Here is a 19,599-nt window from a genome sequence, read left to right as displayed (position 1 = left end):
CGGCTACCGTGATCGGGTGCAGAACCATACCGACGCAGAACTCCTCGAGGCACTCGCGTTCGAGATCGAGCTGAACTACCGCCGCCATGTCGCCGAGGCGGATATCTGGCAACCGCAGGATTTCATCGCGTGGGACGAGGGACGGAACTTCGCCTTCCTCGGCGGCGAGGACTGGTCGCCGAACCAGTCGCACCTCGACGAGGTGGAGAAGGTCGCACTGACCGTGAGTGTGCTCGTCGCCGACAATGGGCCGTCCTACCATCGCGAGATCGCCCGAAATATGTACATCGGGCAGTGGTGGCGCTGGGTCAACCGCTGGACAGCAGAAGAGCACCGGCACGCGATCGTGTTGCGCGACTTCCTGATGGTGACCCGAGCTGTCGACCCGGTGGAACTCGAGCGGCGTCGCATGCGCTTCATGACCGAGGGCTTCGACCGCCCGCCGCTGCACCTGCTGGAATTGCTGGTGAACTGCGCGTTCGACGAGACCGCCGCGGCGCTGCGGCACCGCAGCCTCGCTGCCTACACCAAAAATCCGGTCATTGCCGCGATCTGCAATCGCATCGCCGTCGACGACGAGATGCAGCGCCAGGTGTACGTGAATCTCGTCGACGCCGGCCTGAAGGTCGCCCATGAGCAGACCGTGGCCGCGATCGCCGACCGGGTACGCAACTTCGCGACGCCCGAGCTGGCGCTGCTCGGCCGGGATACGGTCGACGAACTGGCCGAAGCCGGCATCTACGACCCGCGCCGCGAGGCGGAGCTGGTCTTTGCGCCGCTGCTGCGGCAGTGGGAGATCGCCGACCGCCCCGAGTTCGCGGACGTGCTCGGCGGCGTCGTTTCCTGATCGACCCCGGCTAGCGGCGTCGGAGCGCGCTCAGCGCGCCGACCGAGGTGCCGCGCAACAGGTCGATCCAGCTGAAATGGTCGTGCCAGAGCACGATCTTGCCGCGCCGCAACTCGAACGTGCCGCACACCCAGAAGCCGACCTTGAACGTGCCCTTGCCGAGGTAGTCGGTGCGCTCGGTCAGCACGACGTCGCGTTCTCCCGTACCGCCTTCGCCGGCGATGTGGTGGATCTCGACCGCGAACGACATGTCGTAGCGATCCATCGAACGGAACGCCTTGCGCGCGCGGTCGGCGCCACGGACGGTGGGCAGCGTCGTGTTGCGCCACTCGATGTCGGGATCGACCAGGGCGAACGCGCCGTCGACGTCGCCGAGTTCGAGCAGCTTAAGGAAGTTGCGGACGGTGCTCACGGCATCGACGTGAAGTTCGGTTGCCTCGCTCATGTGGATGATCCTCCCCTGATCCGGATGTGCAGCCGACGATAACGCCGACTACTTCACCTTGGCCATGCCCAGTACGTCGAGTCGGCGGTCGAGTTCCTCCTCGGACAGCTTTTCGCCGATCAGTCCGCGGTCGACCACGGTCTGCCTAATCGTCTTCTTCTCCTTCAGCGCCTGCTTCGCCACCGCGGCGGCCTCCTCGTAGCCGATGGCCGAGTTCAGCGGGGTGACGATGGACGGTGAGGACTCGGCGAGCCTGCGCAACCGGTCGACGTCGGCCACCAGTCCGATGATGCACCGGTCGGCGAACAGCCGAGAGACGTTGGCCAGCAACTTGAACGACTCGAGCAGGTTGCGCGCCATCATCGGAATGTAGACGTTGAGCTCGAAAGCGCCCGACGCCCCACCGAAGGCGAGCGCCGCGTCGTTCCCGATCACCTGGGCCGCGACCTGTGTCACCGCTTCGGGCAGAACGGGATTGACCTTGCCCGGCATGATCGAGCTGCCCGGCTGCAGGTCGGGCAGTTGCAGTTCGGCCAGCCCGGTGAGTGGGCCGGACCCCATCCAACGAATGTCGTTGGCGATCTTGGTCAACGACACCGCAATGGTGCGCAATGCACCGGAAGCCTCGACCAGACCGTCGCGCGCTGCCTGCGCCTCGAAATGGTCCTTCGCCTCGGTGAGCGCGTCGATCCCGGTCGACTTCACCAGCTCCGCAACGACCTTCTCGCCGAACCCATCCGGCGCGTTGAGCCCGGTACCGACCGCGGTGCCGCCGATCGGCAGTTCACCGAGGCGGGGCAGGGTGGCCGTTACGCGTTCCATCCCGGCCTCGATCTGCCGGGCGTATCCGCCGAACTCCTGACCGAGCGTGACCGGTACCGCGTCCATCAGATGGGTGCGGCCGGACTTCACCACGTCCTTCCACTGGGAAGCCTTGTCCAGCAACGCGAGTCGCAGATGGCCCAGCGCAGGGACGAGATCGGTGACTGCGGCTTCGGTAGCCGCGAGGTGCGTGGCGGTGGGGAACGTGTCATTCGAGGACTGCGACATGTTCACGTGGTCGTTGGGGTGCACGTCGACGCCGCCCAGCTTGGCGATCGAGGCGATCACCTCGTTGGCGTTCATGTTCGAACTGGTGCCGGAGCCGGTCTGAAACACATCGATCGGGAACTGGTCATCGTGCCGCCCCGCGGCGATCTCGTTCGCCGCAGCGATGATCGCGTCCGCCTTTTCGGCGTCGAGCAGGCCGAGATCCTTGTTCACCTGCGCGCATGCGGCCTTGAGCTGGCCCATCGCGCGGATCTGGGTGCGTTCGAGCGGGCGGCCGCTGATCGGGAAGTTCTCCACCGCGCGCTGCGTCTGCGCACGCCACAGCGCGTCGACCGGGACGCGGACCTCGCCCATGGTGTCGTGTTCGATGCGGTACTGCTGCTCGGGATCGCTCATACACCCGAGACTAGTGTTGTTCAGCTGCGAACTGGGATGCTCCGGAACACCACGGATTCCTCGGTGGGGTTGGCGAAGAAATCGTTGCCCTTGTCGTCCACGACGATGAAGGCGGGGAAGTCCTCGACCTCGATGCGCCAGACCGCCTCCATGCCGAGTTCGGGGTACTCGAGTACCTCCACCTTCTTGATGCAGTCCAGCGCGAGGCGAGCCGCGGGGCCACCGATCGAGCCGAGGTAGAAGCCGCCGTACTTCGCGCACGCGTCGGTGACCTGCTGGCTGCGGTTGCCCTTGGCCAGCATCACCAACGAGCCGCCCGCGGCCTGGAACGTCTCCACGTAGGAGTCCATGCGTCCCGCCGTGGTGGGGCCGAACGAACCCGACGCGTAGCCGTCCGGGGTCTTCGCCGGCCCGGCGTAGTACACCGGATGATTCTTCAGGTACTCCGGCATCTCACCGCCGCCGTCGAGCAGTTCCTGGATCTTGGCGTGCGCGATATCGCGCGCCACCACGAGCGTTCCGGTGAGCGAAAGCCGGGTCTTCACTGGGTATTTCGTGAGCTCGGCGCGGATCTCGTCCATCGACCGGTCGAGGTCGATCTTCACCACGTTGTCGTCGAGGTGCTCGTCGGTGGTCTCCGGCAGGAACTGCGCGGGGTCACGCTCGAGCTGCTCGAGAAACACGCCCTCGGCGGTGATCTTCGCGACCGCCTGGCGGTCCGCCGAGCAGGACACTGCGATCGCGACCGGGCAGGACGCACCGTGCCGCGGCAGCCGGATCACGCGCACGTCGTGGCAGAAGTACTTGCCGCCGAACTGCGCGCCGATGCCGATCGTCTGGGTCAGCTCGAAGACCTTCTGCTCGAGGTCGAGGTCACGGAATCCGTGCCCGGTCGGCGACCCCTCGGTGGGCAACTCGTCGAGGTAGTGCGCAGAGGCGTACTTCGCCGTCTTCAGCGCGTGCTCCGCGCTGGTGCCGCCGACCACGATCGCGAGGTGGTACGGCGGGCAGGCCGACGTGCCGAGTCCGCGGATCTCGGTCTCGAGGAACCGCAGCATCGCCTTCTCGTTCAGCACCGCTTTGGTCTTCTGGAACAGGAACGACTTGTTCGCCGAGCCGCCACCCTTCGCCATGAACAGAAACTTGTAGGCGTCCCCATCGGTGGCGTACAGCTCGATCTGCGCCGGCAGGTTCGAGCCGGTGTTCTTCTCCTCCCACATGGTCAGCGGGGCCATCTGGGAGTAGCGCAGATTGAGTTTGGTGTAGGCGTCGTAGATGCCCTGCGACAGCGCGACCTCGTCACCGCCCTCGGTGAGCACGTTCTGCCCGCGCTTGCCCATCACGATCGCGGTCCCGGTGTCCTGGCACATCGGCAGGACACCGGCCGCGGCGATATTCGCGTTCTTCAGCAGGTCGAGCGCGACGAACTTGTCGTTCGCCGACGCCTCCGGATCGTCGAGGATCCGGCGCAGCTGCGCGAGATGGGTTGGCCGCAGGTAGTGCTGAATATCGTGAATCGCCTCGGCGGCGAGCTTGCTCAGCGCCTCCGGTTCCACCTTCAAGAAGGTGCGGCCCGCCGCCTCGACGGTGCGCACTCCCTCCGACGTCACCAGCCGGTAGTTCGTGGTGTCCGGTCCGGTCGGAAGTAGGTCGGTGTAAGCGAATTCGGGCAAGGTTCTCGCGTCCTAGGGAGTTAGGGCTGTGTGGGGTCGCTCGGGTCAGGGCATCGGCGGCGCGGCGGACTCGTCGCCGAGGAAGTCGACCGAGGAGAACTCGCGCAGCTTCGTCAGGCGATGGTAGGCGTCGATCATCCGGACCGTGCCGGACTTCGAGCGCATCACGATGGACTGCGTGGTCGCGCCGCCACCGCTGTATCGCACGCCGCGCAGCAGGTCGCCGTCGGTGACGCCGGTCGCGGCGAAAAAGACGTTCTCACCGGCGACGAGGTCCTCGGTCAGCAGCACCCGGTCCAGGTCGTGGCCGGCGTCGATGGCCTTCTGGCGCTCGTCGTCATCCTTCGGGGCGAGCCTGCCCTGCAGCGCACCGCCCATACAGCGCATCGCGCAGGCGGCGATGATGCCCTCGGGGGTGCCACCGATGCCGATCAGCATGTCGGTGCCGGCGCCGGGGCGGGCTGCGGCGATCGCGCCTGCCACGTCGCCGTCGCTGATGAGCCGGATCCGCGCGCCGGTGCCGCGGACCTCCTCGATCAGTTGGGCGTGCCGGGGGCGATCGAGGATGCAGACCGTCAGGTCGGAGACCAGCTCTTTTTTTGCCTTCGCGACGCGGCGGACATTCTCGGCAGCCGGCGCGGTGATGTCGATGGCGTCCGCGGCGTCCGGGCCGACCGCGAGCTTCTCCATGTAGAAGACGGCGGAGGGGTCGAACATCGCGCCGCGCTCGGCGACCGCGAGCACGGTGATGGCGTTGGGCATGCCCTTGGCCATCAGCGTGGTGCCGTCGACCGGGTCGACCGCGAAGTCGCAGTCCGGGCCGTCGCCATTGCCGACGAGTTCGCCGTTGTAGAGCATCGGCGCTTCGTCCTTCTCGCCCTCGCCGATGACGACGATGCCGTTCATCGAGACGCTGGACACCAGTTGCCGGATGGCGTCCACGGCTGCGCCGTCGCCGCCCTCCTTGTCGCCGCGACCGACCCAGCGGCCGGCGGACATCGCACCCGCCTCGGTGACTCGAACCAGCTCCATCGCCAGGTTGCGGTCAGGTGCCTCGCGGCGGCGGGGGGTGCTGGTGGTCGTCATGCGCAGGGCCTCCTGAGTGCGTCACGCAACGGCGCGGATGATCTGGGGTGATTGTCTCATCAGCGCTGGAACCGGCCGTTCGTGGGTCCGGACGCGGCGTACGCGATACTGGACGCGTGGCTAACGACAAACCGCGGATCCTGCACAACCAACGGGACATGGCGCTTTCCTTGCTCCCGCTCGTGCTGATCTGCCTGGCGTTCGCCGGTGCGGCAAGCATGTGCAGCGTGGCGCCGTTCGGTGCGAAGCAGGGGCCGGTGCCGGACTTCGACATCGATGCTGCGCTCGTGTCCGACGCCTCGACACTGTCTTTCCCGATCCGCAACCCGCATGTCCCGGACAGCTGGAAGCCCAACTCGGGTGGCCGCACCACGATCACCGAAGAGGGCGGCGGCGAGGTGAGCACGGTCGGCTACATCACCGACGACGGCCGCTACGTCCAGCTGAGTCAGACCGACGCGACCGAGGAGGCGCTGGTGCCGGCGATGGTCGGCAAGCGCGCCGCATCCGGTGCCGAGCAGATCGACGGCCGGACCTGGGTGGTCTACGCGGAGCAGGGCAGCGAGCCGGCCTGGGCCACCGACCTCGGTGGGGTGCGCGTGCTGATTCGGGGCTCCGGCAGCACCGAGGACTTCACCGAACTTGCGGATGCGGTGTCGGAAGCACCCCCGCTCGACCGCTAGCGCGCCGGGCTCTCGAACGTCCAGCGGGTCTGCTGGGTGAACCCCGTGCGCCAGCCGAACGCGACCTCGCCGTGCACCACGAACACCGGTCCGCCCGTGCCGTCGCGGTCGCGGACCTCGTCGCCTTCCGGTGCCATCGGCCAGTCGTACTTCGGGCTGTAGGCGTCACACATCTGCTGTAGCTCGCCACGATCGCGGACGCGGTGTGCCCGGCCCTCCACGATCAGCGCGGCATCGCCGTCGTCGAGGTGGACGGTCACCGCGTCGTTGCCTGCCAGATTGTGCCGAGCGAGCGAGCCGGTGCTGAACCAGAACTGTTCATCGAGCCAAACGCCCCAGACCGGCCTGCAGTGCGGCCGTCCATCGGGTTTGGTGCTCGCCAGCCAGTAGGTCGGTGCGGTCCGCAGCCGGTTGCGCGCCCACGACCACGGCAGCAGGTCGGTGTTGTCGGAACGCGCTCCGAACAAGATCGGTGCGCTGGCACGAGGTTCGGCCACCAGCTCACGCTAGCGGGCCGACGACGTCGGCTGCTACCGCTCGTCGTCGGATTCGTCGTCGGTCTCGGCGGTGCCGAGTGCGCGTTCGATCCTGGCCCTGGCGCCGGCGAGATGCTCCTCGCAGCGCTGCGCGAGCGCTTCACCGCGCTCCCACAGCGCGAGCGATGCGTCGAGGTCGAGGCCGCCCTGTTCGAGTGTGCGGACCACGTCGGCGAGTTCGTCGCGGGCCTGTTCGTAGCCGAGTTCGGATACGTCGAGTTCGGATGGGTCGGGCACAGCTCATCGACTCCCACGGTTGTTGGGTCCCAGTTTTTCGGGTCCCGGTTTGTCGGGTCCCAGCGAAGCGGCGGTCACGGCGCCATCGGCGACCCGGATCCGCAGTTGCGCCCCGGGTGGGGCGTCGGCAACCGAGCGCACCACGTGCGGTTCCTCGATCCCGACCCGCTGGACCACGGCGTAGCCACGTGCGAGCGTCGCCGCCGGACCGAGGGTGGCCAGCCGCTCCCGCAGGTGGCGGGTGGTGGTCTGCTCCACCTCGATCGACCGGTGCAGGTCGCGGCGGGCCGTGCCGCGTAGCCGCTCGATCTCCTCGTCGCGGTGACGCAGTTGCCCGAGCGGGTCGGCCAGGACGGGCCTGCTGCGCATTGCTGCGAGCAGGTGCGCCTCGCGCTGCACCCAACCGCGCAGTGCCGCGGCGGCCCGGTCGCGCAGCTCGCGCACCCTGGCCTCCTCGGCGGCGGCGTCGGGCACCACTCGTTTTGCCGCGTCGGTCGGTGTCGCGGCACGCAGGTCGGCGACGTGGTCGCACAGCGGGGAGTCGGGTTCGTGCCCGATCGCGCTGATCACGGGGGTGGTGCAGGCGGAGATGGCTCGGCACAGCGCCTCGTCGGAGAACGGCAGCAGGTCTTCGACGCTGCCGCCACCGCGGGCGAGGACGATCACGTCCACCCGCGGGTCGCGATCGAGCTCGGTGAGTGCGGACAGGATCTGCGACACCGCCGTGGGTCCCTGCACCGCGGTGTTTCGAACCTTGAATTGTACTGCGGGCCAACGATTTCGGGCGACCTCCAGAACGTCGTGTTCGGCGGCGCTGGCCCGCCCGGTGATCAGGCCGACGGTGCCGGGCAGGAACGGAATGGGGCGCTTGAGCCGTGCGTCGAACAGTCCCTCGGCAGCGAGCAGGCCGCGCAGCCGTTCGATCCTGGCGAGCAGTTCGCCGATGCCGACCGCGCGAATCTCGGTGATCCGCAACGAAAGCGAACCCCGGCCGGGGAAGTAGGACATCTTGCCGTAGACGATGACGCGGGTGCCCTCGCGCAGCGGCACCGGTGCATCGCGGACAAGGTCGGGGCTGCAGGTGACCGACAGCGACATGTCTGCGACCGGATCGCGCAGGACGAGGAACGCCGTTCGCGTACCGGGCCGGATGTTGATCTGGGTGACCTGGCCCTCGACCCAGACGCTGCCGAGTCGCTCGATCCACTGGGCGACCTTGTTCGACACGGTCCGCACCGGCCAGGGCTGCGCGGCAGAGTTCGCGGTCCTTGCTCGCGGTGACTCTGGTGCTACCGCGGAACGCGGTGAATCCGGTGCTGCGGCGGTGCGCGGGGACTCGCGGGTCACTTGGCCTTCGCGGAGGCGATCCGATTCTCGAGCATGGTCTGGAACGGCGCGCGGGCCAGCGTCCGGGCCTCGTAATCGAGCAGTGTGGTGAGCTCTTCGACCGACAGTGAGCGCAGTCGCGCGCGCAGCTGGGCCAAGGTCAGCGAGCCGTAGTCGAGGTACTGGGCGATCTCGGGTTCCTCGACCCGCCCGTTCGGCAGTTCCGAGACGTTCGGATCTTCGGCCGGCGCGACCGGCGGCATCGAATAGAGGGCGAAGCGTCCCCCGGCGGTCTCGCCGTTTTCGGGCAGGTCGATGGACGCCTCGTCCTCGTCGAACGTCGCCCACTCGGGTATCTCGTGCCGCTCGCCCGTCCACTGGCTCAGCACTTCGTCGCCCTTGATAGCGAGACTGGTGACGAACTGCTGCAAGTGCATCGCACTCTGCAGCACCTGGCTCAGCGCCGTCATCGGAAATGTGACGGCAGTCGAGGGCAGTTTGCGGGACTCTTCGATCACGTACACGGCGGCACCGGTAGCGACACGGGCCAAATAGGGAGGACGGATCATATGGCATAGATTGCCCGATTGTCTGCGCCATTGGTAGTTGGGCAGCCGATTCGCGACCGTTCGGGCGCCCGCCGAGGTTCGGATTCGGGGCTGATTGGGGCACGACCCGTATCCTGAAGGCATGTCTTCTGCTGTTCCCCTCAACGTCGGCATCGTGCAGTCCGCGAGCGCCGTTCCGACGACTGCGGGTGGTAAGCGGGTGCTGCTGGCCGAGCCCCGGGGTTACTGCGCCGGGGTCGACCGGGCGGTCGAGACCGTCGAGAAGGCGCTCGAGCGGCACGGCGCACCGATTTACGTGCGCAAAGAGATCGTGCACAACCGCCATGTGGTCGAGACGCTCAGCGAGCGGGGCGTGATCTTCGTCGGCGAGACCGACGAGGTGCCGGAGGGATCGTTGCTGGTCTTCTCCGCGCACGGGGTCTCCCCGGCCGTGCATAGCGCCGCCGCGGACCGTCGGCTGCGCACGATCGACGCGACCTGCCCGCTGGTGACGAAGGTGCACCAGGAGGCGAAGCGGTTCGCGCGCGACGACTACGACATCCTGCTGATCGGCCACGAAGGCCACGAGGAGGTCGAGGGCACGGCGGGCGAGGCGCCCGAGCACGTGCAGCTCGTGGATGGGCCGGAGTCGGTCGACTCGGTCTCGGTGCGCGACGAATCGAAAGTGATCTGGCTGTCGCAGACCACGCTCAGCGTGGACGAGACGATGGAGACCGTGGCCCGGCTGCGGCAGCGCTTCCCGTTGTTGCAGGATCCGCCGAGCGACGACATCTGCTATGCGACCCAGAACCGGCAGGTGGCCGTCAAGGCGATGGCCCCCGAATGCGACCTCGTGATCGTCGTCGGATCGCGCAATTCTTCGAACTCCGTCCGGCTTGTCGAGGTCGCCCTCGGCGCCGGAGCGAAGGCGTCCTACCTGGTGGATTACGCCCGCGAAGTGGATACGGCCTGGCTCGACGGCGTGCAGACCGTCGGCATCACCTCCGGTGCCTCGGTGCCCGAGGTGCTCGTGCGCGGGGTGATCGACCTGCTCGCCGAGCACGGGTTCGCCGATGTGCAGCCGGTGACCACGGCGAACGAAACGCTCGTCTTCGCCTTGCCGCGCGAATTGCGCGCCGCCCGCAGCTAGCGGGTTCAGGCTTCGTTGGGCAGGCCCTCGCGGTCCCGGTAGCGGACCTGCGGCATCGGGTGCGCCGGGACGTCCTGCGGCAATCGAGCGCTCGGTGCGGGCACGTACTGCGCCGACGGGGCGGGCCGATGCGGCGGTGGCTGATGTTGTTGCGCTCTGGCGGGCTGACCGGCCGGCGGAACCGGACGAGCCGGTCGCTTGCGAACGGGCGGCACGCCGCTGGCTCCGGCGCTCGTCGTTCCCCTGGCTCCGGTGCCCGTCGTGGGCCGGGGCGCCTTCTGCGGAGCGGGCGCCTTCTGCGGAGCGGGCGGAGTCGGCCGCGCGGGCGGCGTGCTGCGGGAACGCCGCTCGGCGGCCACCGCAGGGCCGCTGCGCTTGAGGTACACCCGGTACGCGGCGAGCGCAAGCGTCGCGAGCGTGGTGAACAGCATCAACGGAAAGCGGTTGACCAACGGGATGGCCGCGTTGAGCGCGATGTCCTTGGGTGACGTGCCGGCATCCTCGGTCATGAATTGGTAGGCCAGCGGCACCGCCAGGAAGAGCACCAGCGGCGGCTGCACGACAGCGGTGAACAGGCCCTTGTAGCGCACCGCGGCCGTCGCGAGGACGCAACCGCCCAGGTAGAACACCGAGAACGTTCGAGTGAGCTCGTTTCCTCCCGAGGCGCAGATCAAGACGCCGAGGAAAGTGGCGCCGGCCGCGATGAGAACCGCGCCGAACGCCGGCACGCCCGGCACATTCTGGAGTATCGACCGCTGCGAAGCCGGCACTCCGGAGCGCGCACGTTGCGAGGAAGACACCCCACGACATTAACGGCTCAACTTCGAAATACGTCGTTGGCGTGTCCGTCGCTACCGCGAGGATCGGCAAAGCCGACTGCTCGCGGCCACGAATCGATCTGCTTGATCGGCTCGACATCGCCCTCGAACAGCTCCATTTCGTTGAGCCTGCGTGCGGTGACCATCACCCGAGATTCCATCGAGGCAACGGTGTGGTTGTACGAGTCGACCGCTTTGCCGAGTTGCGACCCCAGCCGGTCGAGGTGCCTGCCCGCGGTACCGAGCCGGGCGTACAGCTCACGCCCGAGCTGCTGGATGGTGGCTGCCTCGCGGGTAATTGCCTCCTGGCGCCAGGTGTGCGCGACGGTGCGCAGCAACGCGATCAATGTCGTCGGGGTGGTCAGGATCACATTCTTGCCGAAGGCGTAGTCGAGCAGGCCGGGCTCGGTGGTGAGCGCGGCGTCCAGGAACGGATCGCCGGGAAGGAAGAGCACGACGAACTCGGGGGAGGGCTCGAACGCCGCCCAGTACGCCTTGGCCGCGAGCTGATCGATATGAGCGCGCAGTTGCCGTGCGTGCCGGGCGAGATGTTCGTCACGCTCGGCGGTGGTGCGGGCCTGCGCGGCGTCCAGATACCCGGTGAAGGGAACCTTCGCGTCCACCACGATCTGCTTGCCGCCCGCGAGGCGCACCACCAGATCCGGACGCACACCGTCGCCGACGACCTGCGTGTCGAAGTCGCAGTGCCGGGTCATGCCGGCCAGCTCGACCACCCGCTCGAGCTGCAGCTCGCCCCACCGGCCCCGGATCTGCGGCGCCCGCAGGGCAGTGACGAGCTGGCCGGTCTGGTCGGTCAGCTGCTGCGAGGTGCGGTGCATTCCGGCGACTTGCTCGCGCAGCCCGGCATACGCCTGCATCCGGGTTCGTTCGACGTCCTCCACCTGTTCGGTGAGTGCCCCGACCGCCGCCCGCAGCGGGCCGACCAAGGCCTCCACCTGGTCGCCGATCGCACCGGAATGCCGCCGGGCCGAATCCTCGCTTGCCGCACCGAGCGCCTGACGAAGCAGCCGTTCGTTGTCCGCCATCGCGGCCAGCTGCGCTTCCGCGCGTGCGGTGCGATCGCCCGTGCGGGCGGCGTGCAGCAGCCAGCCGACGACGACCCCGACGGCCATGGCGACGAGTAGGGCGAACCCGGTTGCTGCGGTCATGTCGAGCAGAATGCCCGACACCTCCGACAGGTTCGTGATTTGCAGTGCGGATCATCATCGCTTCGCGATTGGTCGCGGATCATCATCGCTTCGCGATTGGTAAGGCGAAACGCGCCGAGGCGCAACGGACTTGTCGGTGTCATCTCCTACCGTCGGTGTCATGCGGATTTTGCACACCTCCGATTGGCACATCGGTCGTACCTTCCACGGTGTCGACCTGCTCGCCGATCAGGCCGCCACGCTCCGCGCGATCGCGGAGCTGGTGGCCGCGCACGACGTCGACGTCGTCGTGCTACCCGGTGATGTCTATGACCGGTCGATCCCGGGTGCGGACGCCATCGTCGTCTGCAACAAGGGTTTCGAGGCGATCCGCGCCGCGGGTGCGGTGATCGTCGCGACCTCGGGCAACCACGACTCGCCTGCTCGGCTCGGTGCCGGCGCCCGGTTCGCCGCCGCAGGCGGCCTGCATCTGTTCACCACGGTCGCCGATGTCGACCGTCCGGTGCTGCTGCCCGACGAGCATGGCGAGGTCGCGTTCTACGGACTGCCGTACCTCGAGCCCGAGCTCACCCGTGCCGAACTCGGTGTTCCGCAGGCGCGTTCGCACGCCGAGATCGTCGACGCCGCGATGGCGCGGGTGCGCGCCGATATCGCGGCGCGCGACGGCGTCCGTTCGGTCGTGCTCGCGCATGCGTTCGTGTCCGGTGCCGCCGCGGCGGGATCGGAGCGGTCGATCTCCGTCGGTGGTGTCGAGACCGTTCCCGCAGCGTGTTTCGACGGTATCGATTACGTCGCCCTGGGCCATCTGCATTCGCCGCAGCAGGTCACCGAGGCGATCCGCTACTCCGGTTCTCCGCTGCCCTACTCGTTCGGTGAAAGTTCGCATCGAAAGGCTGTGTGGCTCATCGATTTAGACGAATCCGGCCTGCGCAGCGTACAACGGTGCGCGCTGCCGTTGGTCCGTGGGCTCAGCCGGCTTACCGGAACTCTCGACGAACTGCTGACTCGTGCGGATCTCGCTGCCGCCGAGGACCACTACGTCGCAGCGGTTCTCATCGACGACGTGCGCCCGGTGGAGGCGATGCGGCGGCTGCAGGCGCGGTTTCCGCTCGCGGTGCATATCGAATGGCAGCCCCCCTCGGGGCGTCCCGATCTCGCCTATCGTGAGCGGGTCGAGGGCCGAAGCGATGTCGAGATCGCCCGTAACTTCCTCACCGACGTGCACGCTGAGCCGACGCAGGACGAACTCGGCTGGGTGGAGCAGGCTCTCGCCGCCGCGGTCCGGGAACGCCCCGACAACACAGCGGTCCGCGAGCGCCCCGACAGCACGTCCGACGCCGAGCTCGTCGCCGAGTGGGCGGCGTCCGCGTGAGGCTGCACACACTCGAGATAACCGCGTTCGGCCCGTTCGCCGAGACCGCCAACGTCGATTTCGACGAGCTGGGTGCCGACGGACTGTTTCTGCTGCACGGGCAGACGGGAGCGGGTAAGACCACTGTGCTGGACGCGATCTCCTACGCCCTCTACGGCACGGTGCCGGGCGCACGCCGGGAAGCGAAGCGGCTGCGCTCCGACCACGCTGGCGTCGACACCGTGCCGACGGTGTCCCTCGAGGCGACGATCGGCGGGCGCCGCGTTCGGCTCACCCGTAGCCCGGAATTCGCTCGCCCCAAGCGGGACGGCTCGGGGATGCGCACCCGCCCCGCGAAGGCGCGGCTGACCTGGCTCGACGGTGACGGGCAGCACCTTTCGCGGATCAGCGATGTCGGCGACGAGGTGAATCGGCTGCTCGGCATGAGCGCCGATCAGTTCTTTCAGGTCGTACTCCTGCCACAGGGCGATTTTGCGCGGTTCCTGCGCACCGACAACGACGACCGCGAGCTGCTACTGGAGCGATTGTTCGACACCGAACGATTCGGTACCGCCGAGGAGTGGCTCGCCGACCGGCGCCGCGCGGGTGCGGCTGCCCTCGCCGCGCATCACGACGAGATCGGTCGGCTGATTGCCCAGGTGAACGTCACCGCGGAGGTCGACGGACCGCCGCCGACCACGGAGCCGGAGGAGCAATACGTCTGGGCGACGGACCTACTCGCCACTGTCCGCGGCGAACTCGTGGCCACACACGAGGCGGTCGAACACTCCCGCGGCGCGGCGGACGTCGCGACCGCCGAACTCGACGACGCTCGGCGGGTCGCGGAGCTGCGCCGCCGACGTGCCGTCGCGCGCGAGCAACTCGCCGATCTCGAAACGAGTCTGGCGGAACGCGTGGCGTGCGCTGCCGAGGCGGCCCGTGCCCACCGCGCCGTTCCCGCCGCTGCGGCTGTCACCGAAGCCACGGACGCGCAGCACCGAGCCGACAACGCGGCAGACATTGCCAAGCTATGCGCCGACCGGCTCGCCGCGATCGACGGTGGCCGCGCGGTGGTGGATGCGCTGGGGGCCTTCGTGAACCCAGCTGCCGGCGTCGACCCCACTGCGGGTACGCACCTGGACGACGAGATCCGTGCGTGGACCGTCGAGTTGGGCCGACTCGGCGATCTTGTCGAGGTCGCCGACACCGCGGACGCGCTTGCTGCCGAACACGAACAGTGCTGCGCGGATGTGGAGCAGACCGATGCGGGGATCGAGGCCGCCAGGACGGCGCGTACCGCGATGCCGGCGCAGATCGACGCGGCCGAAGCGGAATTACGGACGGCGCGAGAGTGTGCCGCCGCGCTCCCGGCACGCACCGCCGAGCGTAACCGGGCCAAGGACGTGGCCGCGGCCGCGGTCGAACTGGCCGGTCTGCGCAGCGAACTAGCTTCTGCGCAGGGGAATTTCGAGCGCGCCCGTGTGGCACACAGTGATGCCCGCGAGCACGAGCTCGACCTGCGTGAGCGTCGCCTGTCCGGGATGGCGGCGGAGCTCGCCGCGGGTCTCATCGATGGTGAACCGTGTCAGGTGTGCGGTGCCACCGAGCATCCGGCACCCGCCGCCCCGACCGACTCGACGGTGACCGACGCGCAGGAGCAGGCAGCGGTACAGGCCGAGCGTCGCGCGGCCGAGCGGCGGGACGAGGCAGGTGCTGTCGTGTCCGGGCTGCGCATCCGGATCGAAGCATGCGTCGCCCGGGGCGGCGACGGCGATGCGGGCGAGCTGGCCGCTCGTCTCGAGGCGGCCGGTGCAGCGCTCGCGCAGGCGAAGAAGGGCGGACGCGAAGCGGACCGGCTTGCCACGCAGCTCAACGAATTGTGCTGTCGCGAAGCCGAACTCGCGCGCGAGCTGCACCAGCTCGAGCGACGTGCCGGTGTCTTGCGCGAGCGGCGGCAGACTCTCGCCGCCCGGATCGCCGAACTCGGTGAGCGGCTGCGTGCCGCGGCAGGCACCGACGAGACGGTGCGCCACCGGCACGCCCGGATCGATGCACTTGTCACCGCGGCGAGTGAGTTGCGCCGGGCGCGCGCGGAGGCGCACGCCGCGGCCAACGCCGCGCACGAACTGGAGCGGCGTGCACAGACGTTGTTGCGCGAGGCGGGTTTCGCGGACGCGAGCGAGGTACGTGCGGCACAGCGTGCGACCGAATGGATCGAGCGCACGGAGGCATCGATCGCCGCGGCCGGTGACCGCCGTGCGCATGCGGTGGCCGTGCTGGCCGAACCCGACATCGTCGCCCTCGACGACACACTCGGCATCGACGTCGCCGCGGTCGCGGCGCGAGCCTCGGACGCGGCGCGGGCGCACACGCTGGCCGTATCGGAACATGCGGCGGCGCAACGCCGGGCGCGTCAGCTCGAACAACTCGTCACCCAGTTCTGGACGGCGGTGGAGAAGTTCACGCCGCTACGCAAGCAGCAGGACGAGTTGGCCGCAGTCGCCGATCTGGTGGCCGGTCGTGGCGAGAACACCCGCCGCATGTCGCTGCGCTCCTATGTTCTCGCTGCCCGGCTGGAGGAGGTCGCGCTGGCGGGATCGGCGCGGCTGCGCCGAATGTCGGGTGGGCGTTACGAATTCGTGCACACCGATGCCGCCGGACCGCGCGGCAAACGAGGCGGACTCGGTCTGGACGTGCGCGACGACTACACCGGCGAGGTCCGCCCGGCGAAGTCGCTGTCCGGGGGCGAGACGTTCCTGGCCTCGCTCGCACTCGCGCTCGGCCTGTCGGACACGGTCGCCGAGCAGAGCGGCGGGCGGGTGCTCGACACCATGTTCATCGACGAAGGATTCGGGACGCTGGACAGCGAGACGCTCGACGCCGTGATGGGGGTGCTCGACGAACTACGCGCCGGTGGCCGGGTGGTGGGCATCGTCAGCCATGTCGACGAGATGCGGCAGCGAATACCCAGCCGGCTGCACGTTATTCGGGGTCGGGCAGGCTCTCGTCTTGCAGCGACTGCCGGATAGGTTCTTCCGGTGGGTTCGCCGGCGGCGCGAGGAGGTCGATCTGTTCGCTGATGTAGCGGATGACCACCGCCGCGACCGCCGCGACCGGGACGGCCAGGAATGCGCCGGGGATGCCGTAGAGCGAGCCACCCGCGGTGACGGCCAGCAACACGATCACCGGGTGCAGCTTCATCGTGCGACTCTGCAGCATCGGTTGCAGCAGGTTCCCCTCGATCTGCTGCACCGCAATGATGATCCCGAGCACGATCAAGGCCGTGGTGAGGCCGTTGGCTACCAGCGCGACCAGGACGGCCAGCGCACCGGCCACGAACGCGCCGACCATCGGGATGAAACCACCGAAGAATGTGATCACCGCGAGGACAAGGGCGAGCGGTACACCGAGGATCACCAGGCCCACGCCGATGAACACCGCGTCGATCAGGCTCACCAGCGCCTGCGTCCGGATGAACCCGCCGAGGGTGAACCAGGACCGGATCATCACCGCCTCGATGTGCCGACCGCCACGCGAGCCGGTCACCCCGTGCACCCACGGCAGGAATCGCGGCCCGTCCTTGATGAAGAAGAACGACAGCACCAGCACCAGGAACACTGTGATCAACACCGACGTCGCGGTGCTCACCCCGGAGAAGACACCGCTGGCGATCTTGTCCGCGCTGGTTTGCAGTCGGGAGACGATGGCATCGACCGCGGAGCCGATCTGCTCGTCTTCGACGTTCAGTGGCGGACCCTGCACCCAGTCGCGGACCTTGTTCACGCCGTCGGTCGACTTGTCGGCAAGGTCCGGTATCTGATCGACCACCGACGGCACGATCAGCGCGATGATGCCGCCCACCACCGCGAAGAAGCCGAACAGCGTCAATCCCGCCGCGGCGCCGGGCCGCAATCCGACTCTGGTGAGGAAATTCGTCGGCGGCCACAACACGGTCGCGACGACGACCGCGAGCAGCACGGGCAGCACGACCACCCACAGCACCGCCAGCACGTGTCCGAGTACCCATGCGCCCGCAGCAATCGCGACGATGCACAGCGACCACTTGGCCACCCACCACAGGCCGCGGCCGATCACAACACCGCGGTCCGTGCCGGTGGAATCCGTCGTGCCCACTGGCTGTGGTTCGTCCTCGGTCACGCAGCATCCCTCCGGTCCACGCGATCAGCGTCTCATTCTTCGTGTGCGATCAACCAGCGCTTGACGTCTGTACCCCAACGGAACCCACCCATACCGCCGTCGGTGCGGATCACACGATGGCACGGAACGAACAGTGCCGCAGCATTGCGTGCGCACGCCGACGCCGCCGCCCGGGTCGCGGCCGGTCGACCGGCGAGCTCGCCGAACGCTCGGTAGGTGACCGTGGTTCCGGGCGGCACCTTGCGCAGCACCCGCCACGCATGCTCGAGAAACTCCCCGGACCGCTGCGCGACCGGGATGACATCGACGGCGGTGAGATCGCCACCGTGATACGCCGCGACCGCCCGGGTGATCTCGCCGAGTTCGGTGCGAGCCGCCGACTCCGTCGGACGCAGCGTCGGATGGATCAGTGTGCGCAGGGTCTCGGGATCGGCGGTCCAACCGGACGCGAGTACGACGCCGTCGTCGTCGACCATCGTCGTGAACGGACCGACCGGGGTCTCCTGCGTTGCGTGCCTGACGTTCATTGGGTCGACCTCCTCGCTTCGCGGCGAGCCAGCGCGGCCCGCCATAGGTGCATGGATACGTACGAGCGCCAGGGCGCCCAGTGCGCGGAATCATCGAGCGCCAGCCCGAGTTCGCCGGCTCCCCGGCGCACCACCAGATCCGAGCCGAGCAGGACATCCGGATCGGCAAGCAGTCGCATCACGACGTAGTCCGCGGTCCAGGGACCGACCCCGTCGAGGGCGAGCAGATCGGCCCGCAACTCCGCCGCGCTGCGCCCGGCGTGCAGCCGCAGTCGCCCGTCCGCAATCGCCTCCGCGGCGGCGACCACCGACTGCACGCGGCGTCGCGGACCGGTCAACACCTGTGCGCCGTGCTCGGCAATCGCGGCCGGCGTAGGGAACAGCTGGGTGACTTCGCCACCGTCGACGGGGTCGCCGAGTTCGGCAACGAGTCGGGCGGTGTGCGCGGACGCCGCAGCGAGCGAGATCTGCTGGCCGATCATGGTCCGGATCAGCAGCTCGGGGCCGTCGAGATTGCCGGGCACCCGGATACCGGGCGTCGCGGCGACGGCGTCGGCAAGCCTGGGATCGCTCCGGAGGGCGGCGTCGATCGCCGCCGGGTCGGCGTCGAGATCGAGCAGGTGCCGAAGCTTGGCGACGGCTGGGGCGAGGTCGCGCATATCGGCGAGCGACAGTTCCGCGTGCACGTACCCGGCCCGAAGCTCGAGCCGGGCGACACCGTGGTCGCGAGGCAGCCGCAGGCCGCGCACGAACCGCCCATCCGTCCAGTCTTCGATGCCGGGCACGGCGTGGGCGCGCAGGAACCACTCGAGCCAAGAGTGGTCGAGCGGCTCACGGTAGGGCAGCCGCAGCGCGATGGTGCCGACCGCCGGGGCGGAATCGGTGAAGCGGGCAGCGTCCGCGCGCAGCATGGTCGGCGTTGCCGCGAACACCTCGCGCACGGTGTCGTTGAACTGCCTGATACTGGCAAACCCGGCCGCGAATGCGACGTCCGACATCGGCAGCCGGGTGCGCTGGATGAGCAGCCGCGCGGTCTGGGCGCGATGCGCGCGGGCCAACGCGAGCGGGCCTGCGCCGAGTTCCTCGGTGAGTGCGCGGGTCAATTGCCGGGGGGAATAGCCCAGTGCCGCAGCAAGTCCCGCGACGCCTTCGCGGTCGATGACACCGTCGACGATCAACCGCATTGCGCGGGCCGAGAGGTCCGACCGGACATTCCAGTCGGGTGAACCCGGTGCCGCGTCGGGTAGGCAGCGACGGCAGGCGCGGTACCCGGCCCGCTGAGCGGCCGCCGCGGTGGGCAGAAACGAGACGTTGCGCGGCTTGGGCGTGATCGCCGGGCACGACGGACGGCAGTAGATGCCGGTGGTGCGCACCGCGATGACGAACTGTCCGTCGAACCGCGCATCCCGCGCCGACGCCGCGCCATAGCAGCGGTCGAAATCGAGAGTCCGCTCGCTCGTCTGCGGCGCGGTGACTGTGGTCATGAGTCCACTGTGCAGAACCGAGCGGCCCGGCGCTAGCGGAAATCGGCCATCGCGAATCGCGTCGCCGACGTGGGCCGCTGTGCTTGACTCGAGGGGTTCGAGCAGCGATTAGAGG

Annotated in this window: 18 protein-coding genes; 5 read left to right on the top strand and 13 right to left on the bottom strand. The window is 68.6% G+C overall.

What is annotated here, in order from left to right; all coding sequences use genetic code 11:
- Nucleotides 1-16: 16 nt before the first annotated feature.
- A complete protein-coding gene (locus OG921_RS11885) occupies nucleotides 17-847 on the top strand; it encodes an acyl-ACP desaturase (protein WP_266112637.1) in 831 nt (276 codons plus the stop codon).
- Nucleotides 848-857: 10 nt separating this feature from the next.
- Here the strand turns inward: OG921_RS11885 and OG921_RS11880 are convergent, their stop codons facing one another.
- The 4 genes from OG921_RS11880 to glpX are packed head-to-tail and all read right to left on the bottom strand — an operon-like array spanning nucleotide 858 to nucleotide 5,497.
- Nucleotides 858-1,292 (bottom strand): limonene-1,2-epoxide hydrolase family protein, encoded by a 435-nt coding sequence (locus tag OG921_RS11880; protein ID WP_266112636.1) that lies wholly within the window; start codon nucleotides 1,290-1,292, stop codon nucleotides 858-860.
- Between the two features lie 48 nt (nucleotides 1,293-1,340).
- On the bottom strand, nucleotides 1,341-2,738 hold the full coding sequence (locus OG921_RS11875) for a class II fumarate hydratase (RefSeq protein WP_266112635.1): 1,398 nt from the start codon (nucleotides 2,736-2,738) through the stop codon (nucleotides 1,341-1,343).
- Nucleotides 2,739-2,758: 20 nt separating this feature from the next.
- Nucleotides 2,759-4,411, bottom strand: a complete 1,653-nt coding sequence (locus tag OG921_RS11870) for a fumarate hydratase (protein WP_266112634.1) — start codon at nucleotides 4,409-4,411, stop codon at nucleotides 2,759-2,761.
- Between the two features lie 45 nt (nucleotides 4,412-4,456).
- On the bottom strand, nucleotides 4,457-5,497 hold the full coding sequence (gene glpX / locus OG921_RS11865) for a class II fructose-bisphosphatase (RefSeq protein WP_266112632.1): 1,041 nt from the start codon (nucleotides 5,495-5,497) through the stop codon (nucleotides 4,457-4,459).
- A gap of 116 nt (nucleotides 5,498-5,613) precedes the next feature.
- Between glpX and OG921_RS11860 the strand changes: the two genes are divergently transcribed.
- The gene (locus tag OG921_RS11860; RefSeq protein WP_266112631.1) at nucleotides 5,614-6,180 is read left to right on the top strand and encodes a DUF4245 domain-containing protein; all 567 of its coding nucleotides are present in this window, start codon (nucleotides 5,614-5,616) and stop codon (nucleotides 6,178-6,180) included.
- Here OG921_RS11860 and OG921_RS11855 read toward each other — a convergent pair.
- The 4 genes from OG921_RS11855 to OG921_RS11840 all read right to left on the bottom strand — a co-directional run bounded on the left by OG921_RS11855 (nucleotide 6,177) and on the right by OG921_RS11840 (nucleotide 8,848).
- The gene (locus OG921_RS11855) at nucleotides 6,177-6,677 is read right to left on the bottom strand and encodes a pyridoxamine 5'-phosphate oxidase family protein (protein WP_266112630.1); all 501 of its coding nucleotides are present in this window, start codon (nucleotides 6,675-6,677) and stop codon (nucleotides 6,177-6,179) included. The two genes, OG921_RS11860 and OG921_RS11855, sit on opposite strands and share 4 nt — an antisense overlap.
- 33 nt (nucleotides 6,678-6,710) lie before the next feature.
- Nucleotides 6,711-6,953: an exodeoxyribonuclease VII small subunit gene (locus OG921_RS11850; RefSeq protein WP_266112629.1), complete on the bottom strand. Its 243-nt coding sequence runs from the start codon at nucleotides 6,951-6,953 to the stop codon at nucleotides 6,711-6,713.
- A 3-nt stretch (nucleotides 6,954-6,956) separates the two neighbouring features.
- A complete protein-coding gene (gene xseA, locus OG921_RS11845; RefSeq protein ID WP_266112628.1) occupies nucleotides 6,957-8,189 on the bottom strand; it encodes an exodeoxyribonuclease VII large subunit in 1,233 nt (410 codons plus the stop codon).
- A gap of 107 nt (nucleotides 8,190-8,296) precedes the next feature.
- Nucleotides 8,297-8,848, bottom strand: coding sequence for a lipid droplet-associated protein (locus OG921_RS11840; protein WP_266112627.1), 552 nt, complete (start codon nucleotides 8,846-8,848; stop codon nucleotides 8,297-8,299).
- Nucleotides 8,849-8,969: 121 nt separating this feature from the next.
- Here OG921_RS11840 and OG921_RS11835 point away from each other — a divergent pair, with 121 nt between their 5' ends.
- Nucleotides 8,970-9,977 (top strand): 4-hydroxy-3-methylbut-2-enyl diphosphate reductase, encoded by a 1,008-nt coding sequence (locus OG921_RS11835; protein WP_266112626.1) that lies wholly within the window; start codon nucleotides 8,970-8,972, stop codon nucleotides 9,975-9,977.
- Between the two features lie 5 nt (nucleotides 9,978-9,982).
- On the opposite strand, the gene OG921_RS11830 is transcribed toward OG921_RS11835, so the two are convergent.
- Nucleotides 9,983-10,714: a DUF6542 domain-containing protein gene (locus OG921_RS11830; RefSeq protein WP_266112625.1), complete on the bottom strand. Its 732-nt coding sequence runs from the start codon at nucleotides 10,712-10,714 to the stop codon at nucleotides 9,983-9,985.
- A gap of 80 nt (nucleotides 10,715-10,794) precedes the next feature.
- Complete coding sequence (locus OG921_RS11825; protein WP_266112624.1) at nucleotides 10,795-11,964, bottom strand: DNA recombination protein RmuC; 1,170 nt, start codon at nucleotides 11,962-11,964, stop codon at nucleotides 10,795-10,797.
- A gap of 160 nt (nucleotides 11,965-12,124) precedes the next feature.
- Between OG921_RS11825 and OG921_RS11820 the strand changes: the two genes are divergently transcribed.
- On the top strand, nucleotides 12,125-13,336 hold the full coding sequence (locus tag OG921_RS11820) for an exonuclease SbcCD subunit D (RefSeq protein WP_266112623.1): 1,212 nt from the start codon (nucleotides 12,125-12,127) through the stop codon (nucleotides 13,334-13,336).
- Entirely contained in the window at nucleotides 13,333-16,344 is a 3,012-nt protein-coding gene (locus OG921_RS11815; protein WP_266112622.1) for an SMC family ATPase, read from the top strand. Before OG921_RS11820 ends, OG921_RS11815 begins: the two co-directional genes overlap by 4 nt.
- On the opposite strand, the gene OG921_RS11810 is transcribed toward OG921_RS11815, so the two are convergent.
- The 3 genes from OG921_RS11810 to OG921_RS11800 are packed head-to-tail and all read right to left on the bottom strand — an operon-like array spanning nucleotide 16,298 to nucleotide 19,484.
- Nucleotides 16,298-17,473 (bottom strand): AI-2E family transporter, encoded by a 1,176-nt coding sequence (locus OG921_RS11810; RefSeq protein WP_266112621.1) that lies wholly within the window; start codon nucleotides 17,471-17,473, stop codon nucleotides 16,298-16,300. The two genes, OG921_RS11815 and OG921_RS11810, sit on opposite strands and share 47 nt — an antisense overlap.
- A 32-nt stretch (nucleotides 17,474-17,505) precedes the next feature.
- Complete coding sequence (locus OG921_RS11805; protein ID WP_266112620.1) at nucleotides 17,506-18,000, bottom strand: methylated-DNA--[protein]-cysteine S-methyltransferase; 495 nt, start codon at nucleotides 17,998-18,000, stop codon at nucleotides 17,506-17,508.
- Entirely contained in the window at nucleotides 17,997-19,484 is a 1,488-nt protein-coding gene (locus OG921_RS11800) for an AlkA N-terminal domain-containing protein (protein ID WP_266112619.1), read from the bottom strand. Before OG921_RS11800 ends, OG921_RS11805 begins: the two co-directional genes overlap by 4 nt.
- Nucleotides 19,485-19,599: the final 115 nt, after the last annotated feature.

This window comes from Aldersonia sp. NBC_00410, assembly GCF_026342035.1.
GTDB lineage: Bacteria > Actinomycetota > Actinomycetes > Mycobacteriales > Mycobacteriaceae > Aldersonia.
Note: the sequence above shows the minus strand (reverse complement) of the source record. Positions and strands in the feature narration are given on the sequence as shown.